This is a genomic window from Dokdonia sp. Asnod3-C12 (genome assembly GCF_045063975.1).
Lineage (GTDB): Bacteria > Bacteroidota > Bacteroidia > Flavobacteriales > Flavobacteriaceae > Dokdonia.
Window position 1 is genome coordinate 3,187,824 of sequence record NZ_JBEFNY010000003.1, and the last position, 12,273, is coordinate 3,200,096.

The window sequence follows — 12,273 nt, forward strand, 5'->3', positions numbered from 1 at the left end:
AGATTCTTATATTTTTTTGCTCGTTACCGTAATTACTTCCCGATACAAAAGTTTGCAAAAATATTTCCAAGTAGCTCATCATTAGTAACTTGTCCGGTAATTTCTCCAAAATGATAGAGCGCCTCTCTAATATCTATTGCCATAAGATCTCCTGAGAGATCTGTATCTAGTCCGTATTGCACTTTTTCTATTTCTTCAAGTGCTTTAAGTAATGCATCGTAGTGTCGACTGTTTGTAACAATAGTCTCGTCGTTGCGTAAGGCACCAGTGTTTACAAATTCTAGAAGTTTAGTTTTAAGTTCATCAACTCCTTTGTTTTCTTTAGCAGAAAGTAAATGGAGATTTGGTATTTGATTAATTATTTCTTTAACGTCACTCTCAGAAACTTGATCAACTTTATTGGCGACAATAACAAGAGGCTTTAGTGGAAACTTGTTTTTGATTTTTTCAATTTCTGTTTTGAAAGACTCGGCATTTGCAAGAAATTCATTTGCACTAAATAATAAAATAACTACTTGTGCCTGCTTGATTTTTTCAAATGTTTTCTTTATTCCTAAGCCTTCAATTACATCTACAGTTTCTCGTATACCAGCAGTGTCTATGAACCTAAAACCAATACCACCTATTGATAGCTCATCTTCTATAGTATCTCGGGTAGTACCTGCGATATCTGATACAATAGCGCGCTCTTCATTGAGCAGTGCATTTAATAATGTTGATTTCCCTACGTTAGGTTCGCCCACAATAGCTACAGGAATTCCATTTTTTATCACATTACCAGTAGCAAAAGAATCTATGAGACGCTTGAGTACTTTTGTGATACGAGCGATGAGTTCTTTAAATTGGCTACGGTCTGCAAACTCAACATCTTCTTCAGAGAAGTCTAATTCTAGTTCAATGAGGGATGCAAAGTTTAAAAGCTCTTGACGCAGCTGTGCTATTTCATTAGAGAAGCCTCCTCGCATTTGTTGCATGGCAATTTGATGAGAAGCTTCGTTATCACTTGCAATTAGATCTGCAACAGCTTCTGCTTGACTCAAGTCCATTTTACCATTAATAAATGAACGTAGCGTAAATTCTCCTGCCTGCGCAGCACGACAGCCTGACCTTATTAGTAACTGTATGATTTCTTGCTGAATATAATTAGATCCGTGGCAAGAAATTTCGACGGTAGGCTCGCCAGTGTATGAGTTTGTGCCTTTAAATAATGAGACTAGAACTTCATCTATAGTGCGCTCACCATCCATAATATGTCCTAAGTGAATGGTATGTGTTTTTTGCTCTGATAACACTTTACTACTTACAGATTTAAAAATAGGGGAGGTTATTTCTAGGGCTTGAGCTCCAGAAACGCGTATTACAGCAATTGCGCCAGCGCCTGCTGGACTTGCTAAAGCTACTATAGTATCTTGTACATTCATCTTTACAAAATTACGTAAACGTGTAACATTTTCGCGTAAGCATATACATATATAGTATCAATCAATAATCAATCATATGGAAATCGTACAACAAACCACTTTTGCGCGTGAAGATAGAACGCTGCTAGCACTTACTCATCTATCCCAACTTCTAGACTATATAACTGGTTTTGGAGGTTTTATAGTACCACTTATACTGTGGCTTTCTAATAAAGACCGAGTAAATAACATGGATGAGCATGGGAAGTCTATTGCAAATTTTCAGATAAGTCTGTTCATTTATTGCATACTGAGCATCCCTGCAATACTAGTATTTGGGTTAGGTCTCGTTACTTTATTAATACTTGCGGTGTTAGGCTTTATTTTGCCTATAATTAATGCAATACGAGCTAGTAATGGGGAAGAGCCTAACTATTATATCAGTATAAAATTCTTTAAGTAGACTGGAGATATTTTTTATCCATCCAAAAAGTACCAAATGGAATAATAGAGCATAAAAGGACGATTCCTACTGTTTTATTGTTCCATTTCATATATGATTTCATCATAATTGCCATTACTACATAGGCAAGAAATAGAAATCCATGAGCCATACCAATAACTTTATTAGGTGCTCCATTATCAAATATATACTTTAATGGCATGGTGATAAAAAGGATTAATAAGAATGATATTCCTTCTAATACACTGAGAATTCTAAAGGTCTTAAGCATCGTATATTTTTCAACAAAAATAAGGGCAAACTAGTAATAAGCCTACTCATCAAAGAGTAACTTTCACTTAATTTCAAATAGGATTATCTGACTAAGTTGTTTTCCAAAGGAGTTAAAATTATTATCAGAGATAACGACTAGTGATCTATTTCCATTTTCAAAATTAGGACCAAAAGTCATTCCTTCAATATTATCTACAATGCCATCTGTGAGTTTACTACGCACAGTACTCAAATCTAATAACAGCTTCTTATTCGCAGGGATGTAAGAGGAATTAGAAAGACTGTTTAAGTCATTTATATCTGTTGCATTTTTTAAAGAAACTTGGTAAATCTTAACGTCATTTCCACCGTCATCATGACCCGAAGCATAAGATCGCTCAAGAACTAGAAAAGAGTGTTCGTCATATGACAAAATTTCAGTCACACCGTTTACTTCAAGCTTACCATTTCTAGCCACTTTATCTAGCATGTAAGCATACTCTCTAGTAAAAGTGTTGCGCTCATGATCTATGTATGCAATACGCACAGGAGAGTTTGCTTCACTAGCAGTTGGCACTATGCCATCTTGTTTAAGTGGTAATTCTGTAGTAACCCAGAAACCATTGTTATCGTAATTTCTAGTAAGCGCTTCAAAAACTCCATTATTATGCGGCCCACTAGCGACGTCGTTATGAACAAGGTATCTAGAAGGAATCACAATAGCACTTTTAAACGCTCCGTCTATACTTGATATTCTTATAAACGGATTAATACCCTTGCTTATATTTCCTTCACTTGACCATATAATGTCTTTAGATGGAGTAACCCGGAGGGATTCTGGATCAGCCAGACCACTCTTAAAAGCAATACCTAAGGTTTCCTTGAGGTTCACCATAGATGTGAAAACTGGTGATTGTAACTTGCCATTTTCAATCTTGATATCTGCAATATAAAATCGCGGATTTTTTCTGTCGTCACTTATAATATACCACTTGCCATCCACGTAATCAATACTAGATAAACCACCCACAGCTACTCCGTCATACATAGCGTCGGCAGGAATAATCACTTCATTTACAAAGTTAAGCTGCTGTATTTCTTGCGTGTTCTCTGGAAGTAGGCTAGTAGATTTACAGGATAGTAAAATGGTTATAACAAGAAGCGAATAGATATATTTAATAGACATTTGAGAACAGATTAAGTTGTTTGCAAAGGTGTCACTTTTTTAGATTTAGTTTAAGAAAATTTCTTGTTAGCTTTCGCGAAAGCGTGATTATCTTTATAAAAAACACGTAATCATGGAATCATTAAAAGATAAAGTCGCATTAATAACTGGTGGAACTAAAGGTATAGGACGCGGTATAGCCGAAGCCTTGTTGCATCAAGGGATGAAGGTTGCAATCACGGGAAGAGATGAGAAAGGTGCTCAAGAAGCAGCTCATGAACTAACTGAAAATGATAATTACATTCTCGGTATTGCTGCAGATGTAAGGAACTATGAAAGCCAGCAAAATGCGGTAAAAGCAGTACTAGATAAATTTGGAAAAATTGATGTACTCATTGCAAATGCAGGTTTAGGGCATTTTGAGAGTATTGCAGATATGTCTATAAAACAATGGGATGAGACCATAGATACCAATCTTACAGGAGTTTTCTACTCAGTAAAAGCGTCACTTGAAGCACTTAAAAAAACAGAAGGATATATTTTTACAATTTCTAGTCTTGCGGGAACAAATTTCTTTGAAAAAGGAACAGCTTATAACGCGAGCAAATTTGGCTTAACAGGATTCTCACAAGCGCTTATGTTAGACTTAAGACAAGATAATGTAAAAGTGACTACCATTATGCCAGGTTCTGTAAGTAGCCATTTTGGAGGTAGATCACCAGAGGAAGGTACTGACTGGCGCATACAACCAGAGGATCTTGGTCAGATTACCGTTGATCTTCTCAAAATGCATCCAAGGACATTACCTAGTAAAATAGAAGTGCGTCCATCTAAACCACCTACTAAATAACCGTAAATTATTTTCAACGAAGCCTTCAATTAGTTATAATTGAAGGCTTCGTTGGTTTATGATCCATTTACAAAAAATGCGCAATTTATTATTGCGATATTAATAACCGTAATTACTTACGAGTATGAAATATTATTTCAGTAAGAGTCTCTTTATTAGTTAGTTATTAATTGCGTGTTATGATTTTTCATAATTAGCTAGGGTGTATTATAGAAGTAAGTGAGCTGTATTTGAAAAATTCACAATTATCTATATATTTTTTACGAAATTGCAGTAAAACTTCCCCTTATGTCAACAATACATTATATCAGTAATGATATTCTCAATTTACAGACTATTTCAGAAATAATATCTGAGCACAAAATCCTTGAGCTTAGTGAAGAAAGTATTCATAACATTAGTGCTTCTAGAAGTTATCTAGATAAAAAGATAGCGTCTAGTAAAGTGCCTGTATACGGTGTAAATACAGGCTTTGGAAGTCTTTGTAATGTCGCAATAAGCGATGAAAACTTAACGCACCTCCAAGAAAATCTTGTGCGATCTCACGCTTGCGGTACTGGAGATTACGTGCCTAAGGATATCGTAAAATTAATGATCTTACTTAAGATTCAATCTCTAAGTTATGGTCATAGTGGTGTACATATTAATACAGTGTTACGATTATTAGATTTCTATAATAATGATATCCTACCAGTAATATATGAGCAAGGTTCGCTAGGTGCTAGTGGTGATCTAGCGCCACTTGCGCATCTTGCATTACCGTTAATAGGCGAGGGGCTTGTTTGGAACGGCGAGCATGTAGAATCGTCTAGTATAATAATGTCTAAATATGGTTTTGAACCTATAACGCTTCACTCAAAAGAAGGACTTGCTCTTTTAAACGGAACACAGTTTATGGGTGCATACGGAGTATACGCTCTTTTAAAATGTCATAAGCTTTCTTACATGGCAGATCTCATAGGAGCAATATCTATTGATGCATTTAATTGTAATCTATCACCTTTTGATCCATTAGTGCACTTTGTAAGACCGCATAGAGGACAGATTAAAACAGCAGAGCGGATCCTCGAATTACTAGATGGAAGCACCATTGCTGAGACGGAAAAGAATAACGTACAAGACCCGTATTCTTTTAGATGTATTCCGCAAGTGCACGGTGCATCTAAGGATGCTATTCAATTTGCAACTAAAACATTAAAAACTGAAATCAATAGCGTTACAGATAACCCAAATATCTTTCCCGAAGATGATAAAATTATAAGTGGAGGAAATTTTCACGGTCAACCACTAGCGCTAGCTTTAGATTTTTTGTGCATTGCAATGGCAGAGTTAGGGAGTATTAGTGAACGCCGCGTATTTCAATTAATAGGTGGACTCAGAGGGTTACCTCCATTTCTCGTAGATAGTCCAGGACTTCATAGTGGTATGATGATCACCCAATATTCTGCGGCGAGTATCGTGAGCCAGAATAAGCAATTATGTACACCTGCAAGTGTAGACTCAATTGTTTCTTCAAATGGTCAAGAAGATCATGTAAGCATGGGAGCAAATGCTGCGACAAAACTATTACGTGTTGTTGATAATATAGAAACCTTATTATCTATCGAGCTCCTTAATGCTGTACAAGCATTACACTATAGAGCACCCTTAAAAACCTCTGATTTTCTAGAGGCTTTTGTAAAGAGTTATCGAGAAGTTGTTCCTTTTGCTGCAAAAGATCGCATCTTCTCTGAAGATATTTTTAAAGGGAAGGAGTTTTTAAACAGTCTTAATATAGACCCTCATGATCTTTACTAGTGACTATGTAACTAGCAGCTGAGATAACCAATTCTTTGCGTCATCTACAGTATTGAAAGACTCAAAGGGTTGGTTAAAAAATTGCTTTTCTAATAATACATTGGATTTAATAAGCGGATTATCAAAAACCACAGCGATGGCTTTAAGACCACGATGATTACCTGCATCCATATATACCGTAGGGTCTACTGAATATGAATTGAGTCTATACGAAATGTAACCAAATGGTCTATCATTAAAATAATCATTGCAAAATGATAGTAGTAATTGGTTAGACTCTCGATCTACATGAGAGCCTTCTTTCATAATACCAATAACAAAATTGTCTTCAATTTGGATTTTTCCAAATTCAAATTCTTTAATATTTTTCAAGAGTTGTAGGGGGAATTAATTTGTGCGCAAAACTCTTTCTTTTTTAAATAAGATAAAAGTATTTACCACAAAAAAATCATTGTTTACCAGAGAGCAATTCTTCCTTATAGACTAAGGCCTCATCTAGCGTTTGATAAACAGCAAAAGGCTTTTCAAAAAATAATTTTTCAATTCTAAAAGATTCAATAAGACTCTTGTTTGGGCAAACGGCTATAAAACCTTTTAAGTTTTTAATTTTTGAAGTTTCTATGTAAACAATAGGGTCAATGGAGTAGGAGTTAATTCTGTGAGTTATATAGACAAATTCTCTATCGCTATAATAGATTTCGGCTACAGCAAGGAGAATATCGTTCAGATTTGGTGATACTGTTATGCCTTCGTTCATAACAGTGTAAACATAATCGTTATAGACAGTTATCTCTCCGAATGATAAACTTAAGTGGTGTTCTATTGGTTGTGTCATAGGTACATGGGGGACTTAGACATTTAAGATAATAATAATACCTAATATAATAATCTATTTATCAATACATTAACTATGTGCGCATAGTACTTTTAATAAAAAAATCCCCAAAAAGTCAATTAGACCTTTCGGGGATTTTTATAAATATGTGGCTTTAACTACGACTCTGTCGGTGCTGCCTTTTTTATATCAATTACTAGTTCTTCTTTCTTCTCATCAAAATCCATGAAGATACTGTCACCTTCTTTTAGTTGAGAATTTATAATCTCCTCAGCTAGTGCATCTTCAATATATTTTTGAATAGCTCTCTTAAGCGGTCTTGCTCCATACTCTTTATCAAATCCTTTATCACTTATGTAATCTTTAGCTTTTTCGCTAAGAGATAAGTCATATCCTAAGTCTTTGATTCTAGTAAATAGTTTTGCAAGTTCAATATCAATGATTTTATGAATATCCTCACGCTCTAGTGCATTAAATACTACAACATCATCCACACGATTTAAAAACTCAGGTGCAAAGGCCTTTTTAAGTGCATTCTGGATAATACTTCTAGCATTATCGTCTACTTGAGTTTTACGAGTAGCGGTACCAAAACCAACTCCCTGACCAAAGTCTTTGAGTTTTCTTGCACCTATATTAGATGTCATAATGATGATTGTATTTCTAAAATCGATTTTACGACCTAAAGAATCTGTTAAGAAACCATCGTCTAGTACTTGCAATAGCATATTAAACACATCTGGATGCGCTTTTTCTATTTCATCAAGAAGTACTACTGCATAAGGCTTACGACGCACTTTTTCTGTAAGTTGTCCACCTTCTTCATAACCTACGTATCCAGGAGGCGCTCCTACTAATCTAGATATTGAGAATTTCTCCATGTACTCACTCATATCAATACGTATGAGTGCATCTTGATTATCAAATAGTTCCTTTGCAAGGACTTTTGCTAGTTGCGTTTTACCTACACCAGTTTGTCCTAAGAAAATAAATGAACCTATAGGCTTATTAGGATCTTTTAATCCTGCTCTGTTACGTTGTATAGCCTTAGCTACTTTAGCAACTGCTTCGTCCTGACCTATTACATTTTTCTTAATGATAGCAGGTAGTTCGGCAAGTTTGTTACTTTCTGTTTGTGCAATACGATTAACAGGGATTCCCGTCATCATACTCACTACATCTGCAACATTATCTTCAGATACCTCTTCTTTATGAAGCTTCGCATCTTCCTCCCAGCGCTCTTGAGCGATTGCAAGTTCCTTTTCTAAGGTTTTCTCGTCATCTCTTAACTTCGCAGCCTCTTCATACTTCTGCTTTTTAACAACAGATGTTTTGAGTTCTCTTACCTCTTCAAGTTTATTTTCTAGTTCTAGAATTTTCTTTGGGACATCTATATTAGTAATATGCACACGAGATCCAGCCTCATCCAGCGCATCAATAGCCTTGTCTGGTAGAAATCTGTCTGTCATATACCTATTAGTGAGCTTTACACAAGCTTCAATAGCCTCATCCGTATATGTTACGTTATGATGCTCTTCGTATTTTCCTTTAATGTTTTGTAGGATTTCAATAGTTTCTTCAACTGTTGTAGGCTCTACGATTACTTTTTGGAAACGACGCTCTAGGGCTCCATCTTTTTCTATATGCTGACGGAATTCATCTAACGTAGTAGCTCCAACACATTGTATTTCGCCTCGAGCTAAAGCTGGTTTAAACATATTTGATGCATCAAGAGATCCTGTTGCTCCACCTGCACCTACAATCGTGTGAATTTCATCAATAAAAAGAATAATATCATCATTCTTCTCAAGCTCATTCATCACAGCTTTCATGCGTTCTTCAAACTGTCCTCTATACTTTGTTCCAGCCACAAGGCTAGCAAGATCAAGAGTAACTACACGCTTGTCAAAAAGTATACGAGATACCTTGCGTTGTACAATGCGTAAAGCAAGTCCTTCTGCAATAGCAGATTTACCTACTCCAGGTTCTCCTATTAAAAGAGGGTTATTCTTTTTACGTCTGCTCAAAATCTGAGAGACACGTTCTATTTCTTTCTCGCGTCCTACTACTGGATCAAGTTTACCCTCGTCTGCCATTGCAGTAAGGTCTCTACCAAAGTTATCTAGAACAGGTGTTTTACTTTTCTTTCCTCCTTTAGGCGTAGTAGGGCTGTTAAAAGGATTTTCTTTTGATCCTTCATCACTATTATCGGCATCATCACTAAAAGATTCTGACTTAATAGGCTCTATATATTCATCGCTTTCGTTTGCCATCATTAGTTTAAATTGGTCTTTTACACTGTCATAATCTACTTTAAGTCGATTGAGCAGTTTTGTGGTAGGATCATTTTCATTACGCAATACACATAATAATAAGTGAGCCGTATTTATTGATGAACTTTGAAAAAGCTTTGCTTCTAAGAATGTGGTCTTAAGTGCACGCTCTGCCTGGCGAGTAAGGTGTAAGTTTTTCTTATCGTTACTCTGTAAGTTCAAGTTGGGGTTTGCCGGACTTAGTATCTCAACCTTACGCCTTAAGTGCTCTAAGTCTATATTTAAAGCTCCTAAAATATCGATTGCTTTACCGCTTCCGTCTCTTAATAAGCCAAGTAGTAAGTGCTCCGTACCTATAAAGTCATGACCTAATCTCAAGGCCTCTTCCTTACTATAAGCAATCACATCTTTTACTCTTGGTGAAAAATTATCGTCCATATCTATCTTCTCTTTCTAAGGTAAATTTAAGCAAACTGGTTCAAAAATCATTCCGCTTAAAGTCATTAGTCCAAATTACCAAAAATACCTGACAATTTGCCTTCAAGGGCTTTAGGTAGTTATTAAAAGACTTTGTTAAAATTTGTTGATAAATAGTACGCTTTCGCGAAAGCGTGAACCCTTAAAAAACCTTCAAAATGCTTAAATTGCTAGCTAGTAAAATTTTGACATAAAATCTAATCAATTTATATATGGCTGCAGGAGAAAAGCTGATCTCGATTAATATTGAAGATGAAATGAAATCTGCTTACATCGATTACTCGATGTCGGTTATCGTGTCACGTGCATTACCCGATGTACGCGATGGTCTTAAACCAGTACACCGTCGTGTTCTTTTTGGGATGCACGAGTTAGGAATACGAGCAAGCGGTGCTCATAAAAAAAGTGCTAGAATAGTAGGAGAAGTATTAGGTAAGTATCACCCACACGGAGATACCTCTGTATATGACGCTATGGTGCGTATGGCTCAAGAATGGAGCTTACGTTACATGCTCGTAGATGGTCAAGGTAACTTTGGGTCTGTGGATGGTGATAGCCCAGCAGCAATGCGTTATACGGAGGCTAGAATGCAAAAGATATCTGAAGATATGCTTGCAGATATTGATAAGGACACTGTAGATCATCAACTTAACTTTGATGATACTCTTAAGGAGCCTACGGTGCTTCCTACAAGAGTGCCAGGCTTACTTATTAATGGTGCTTCTGGTATTGCAGTGGGTATGGCTACAAATATGCCTCCACACAACCTTTCTGAGGTTGTAGACGGTATACATGCTTACATAGATAATAATGACGTTACTATAGATCAATTAATGGAGCATGTAAAAGCTCCAGATTTTCCTACTGGTGGTACCATTTATGGTTATGACGGAGTAAGAGAAGCTTTTAAAACTGGTCGTGGGCGTGTTGTAATGCGTGCAAAGGCAGAGTTTGAAGAAGTTAAAGGTCGTGAGTGTATCATCGTTACGGAGATACCATATCAAGTCAATAAGGCAGATATGATCAAGAAAACGGCAGATATGATTAACGATAAGAAGATCGAAGGGATCTCTGCTATTCGTGATGAATCTGACCGTAATGGAATGCGTATCGTTTATGTAATTAAACGTGATGGTATTCCTAATATCGTTCTTAATAAATTATATAAATATACTGCACTACAATCTTCTTTTAGTGTTAATAATATTGCCTTAGTTAATGGACGTCCTGAGATGCTTAATCTTAAGGACATGATTCATCATTTTGTAGAGCACCGTCACGTAGTGGTAGTACGACGAACAGAATACTTGCTTAAAAAAGCTGAAGATCGTGCTCACATTCTTGAGGGACTTATCATAGCATCTGATAATATAGACGAAGTAATTGCAATTATACGTGCAAGTGCAAACGGTGATGAAGCTCGTAACAACTTAATTGAACGCTTTAAGCTTTCTGAAATTCAAGCAAAGGCGATTGTAGAGATGCGTTTACGTCAACTTACAGGTCTGGAACAAGACAAGTTGCGTACAGAGTATGACGAAATCATGAAAACTATTGATGATTTAAAAGATATTCTTGCTCATAAAGAACGTCGTATGACGATCATTAGAGAAGAGCTTCAAGAAATCAAAGATAAATATGGTGATGAGCGTCGTTCTGTTATTGAGTATGCTGGAGGAGATGTGAGTATCACAGATCTTATTCCAGATGAGAAAGTGGTAATTACCATATCAAATGCTGGATATATTAAGAGAACTTCACTTACAGAATATAAAACACAAAATAGAGGAGGAGTAGGTACAAAAGCATCTACTACTCGTAATGAGGATTTCCTAGAGCACTTATTTGTGGGTACAAACCACCAGTACATGTTATTCTTCACTCAAAAAGGAAAATGTTTCTGGATGCGTGTATTTGAAATTCCAGAAGGTAGTAAAACTTCAAAAGGTCGTGCGATTCAAAATCTTATCAATATAGAACAAGATGATGAAGTAAAAGCATTTGTATGTACTGGTGATTTAAAAGATGAGGAATACATCAATAATCACTTTATCATTATGGCTACTAAAAAAGGACAAGTAAAGAAGACGGCTTTAGAGCAATATTCTCGTCCTCGTACTAATGGTATTAATGCAATTACTATTAAGGATGATGATGAATTACTATCTGCAAAACTTACTACAGGAGAAAGTCAAGTAATGCTTGCACTCAAGTCTGGTAAGGCGATACGCTTTGAAGAAAGCAAGACAAGACCTATGGGAAGAAACGCTTCTGGCGTTCGTGGCATAACTCTTGCAAATGATCAAGACGAGGTCATAGGTATGGTTTCTGTAAATGACGTAGAAAGCAATATTCTAGTTGTTTCAGAAAAAGGATATGGTAAGCGTAGTAGTCTTGAAGATTACAGAATTACTAACCGTGGAGGAAAAGGTGTAAAAACTATTTCTGTAACAGAGAAAACCGGTGAACTTGTAGCTATTAAAAATGTAACAGATGAGGATGATCTTATGATTATCAATAAATCTGGTATTGCCATAAGAATGGAAGTAGCTTCTCTTAGAGTTATGGGTAGAGCAACACAAGGTGTTAGACTTATAAATCTTAAAGGAAATGATTCTATTGCAGCTGTTGCCAAAGTAAAAAGCGACGATGATGCAATAGATGAAGAAGATCTAGAAGGAGTGGTAGGTGAAACTACTGAGAACCCTACTGGAGAGTCAACTGCCCAAGAACAAAACTCATCTGATGAAGAGGAGTAGCG

General features: G+C 36.1%; 10 protein-coding genes. 4 read left to right on the forward strand and 6 right to left on the reverse strand.

What is annotated here, in order from left to right:
* Positions 1 to 32 precede the first annotated feature (32 nt).
* Complete coding sequence (mnmE, locus tag ACJJVW_RS14375) at positions 33 to 1,421, reverse strand: tRNA uridine-5-carboxymethylaminomethyl(34) synthesis GTPase MnmE (protein WP_405252757.1); 1,389 nt, start codon at positions 1,419 to 1,421, stop codon at positions 33 to 35.
* Positions 1,422 to 1,497: 76 nt separating this feature from the next.
* Here mnmE and ACJJVW_RS14380 point away from each other — a divergent pair, with 76 nt between their 5' ends.
* Positions 1,498 to 1,863 carry a DUF4870 domain-containing protein gene (locus ACJJVW_RS14380; RefSeq protein WP_339844600.1) on the forward strand — a complete coding sequence of 122 codons (366 nt, stop codon included), beginning with the start codon at positions 1,498 to 1,500 and terminating at the stop codon, positions 1,861 to 1,863.
* On the opposite strand, the gene ACJJVW_RS14385 is transcribed toward ACJJVW_RS14380, so the two are convergent.
* Together ACJJVW_RS14385 and ACJJVW_RS14390 are read right to left on the reverse strand one after the other, a co-directional pair.
* A complete protein-coding gene (locus ACJJVW_RS14385) occupies positions 1,856 to 2,134 on the reverse strand; it encodes a DUF3817 domain-containing protein (RefSeq protein WP_013752231.1) in 279 nt (92 codons plus the stop codon). The two genes, ACJJVW_RS14380 and ACJJVW_RS14385, sit on opposite strands and share 8 nt — an antisense overlap.
* Positions 2,135 to 2,197: 63 nt before the next feature.
* The gene (locus ACJJVW_RS14390) at positions 2,198 to 3,301 is read right to left on the reverse strand and encodes an esterase-like activity of phytase family protein (protein WP_405252760.1); all 1,104 of its coding nucleotides are present in this window, start codon (positions 3,299 to 3,301) and stop codon (positions 2,198 to 2,200) included.
* Between the two features lie 112 nt (positions 3,302 to 3,413).
* Between ACJJVW_RS14390 and ACJJVW_RS14395 the strand changes: the two genes are divergently transcribed.
* Positions 3,414 to 4,130 carry an SDR family oxidoreductase gene (locus ACJJVW_RS14395; RefSeq protein WP_108878766.1) on the forward strand — a complete coding sequence of 239 codons (717 nt, stop codon included), beginning with the start codon at positions 3,414 to 3,416 and terminating at the stop codon, positions 4,128 to 4,130.
* Between the two features lie 288 nt (positions 4,131 to 4,418).
* Positions 4,419 to 5,927, forward strand: a complete 1,509-nt coding sequence (gene hutH, locus ACJJVW_RS14400; protein WP_405252762.1) for a histidine ammonia-lyase — start codon at positions 4,419 to 4,421, stop codon at positions 5,925 to 5,927.
* Between the two features lie 3 nt (positions 5,928 to 5,930).
* Here the strand turns inward: hutH and ACJJVW_RS14405 are convergent, their stop codons facing one another.
* The 3 genes from ACJJVW_RS14405 to ACJJVW_RS14415 all read right to left on the reverse strand — a co-directional run bounded on the left by ACJJVW_RS14405 (position 5,931) and on the right by ACJJVW_RS14415 (position 9,473).
* Positions 5,931 to 6,299: a hypothetical protein gene (locus tag ACJJVW_RS14405; protein ID WP_298324893.1), complete on the reverse strand. Its 369-nt coding sequence runs from the start codon at positions 6,297 to 6,299 to the stop codon at positions 5,931 to 5,933.
* 76 nt (positions 6,300 to 6,375) lie between these two features.
* Complete coding sequence (locus ACJJVW_RS14410; RefSeq protein ID WP_298324896.1) at positions 6,376 to 6,762, reverse strand: hypothetical protein; 387 nt, start codon at positions 6,760 to 6,762, stop codon at positions 6,376 to 6,378.
* Positions 6,763 to 6,920: 158 nt separating this feature from the next.
* Positions 6,921 to 9,473 (reverse strand): ATP-dependent Clp protease ATP-binding subunit, encoded by a 2,553-nt coding sequence (locus ACJJVW_RS14415; protein ID WP_339844589.1) that lies wholly within the window; start codon positions 9,471 to 9,473, stop codon positions 6,921 to 6,923.
* Positions 9,474 to 9,724: 251 nt separating this feature from the next.
* Here ACJJVW_RS14415 and gyrA point away from each other — a divergent pair, with 251 nt between their 5' ends.
* Positions 9,725 to 12,271, forward strand: a complete 2,547-nt coding sequence (gyrA, locus tag ACJJVW_RS14420) for a DNA gyrase subunit A (RefSeq protein ID WP_405252765.1) — start codon at positions 9,725 to 9,727, stop codon at positions 12,269 to 12,271.
* Positions 12,272 to 12,273: the final 2 nt, after the last annotated feature.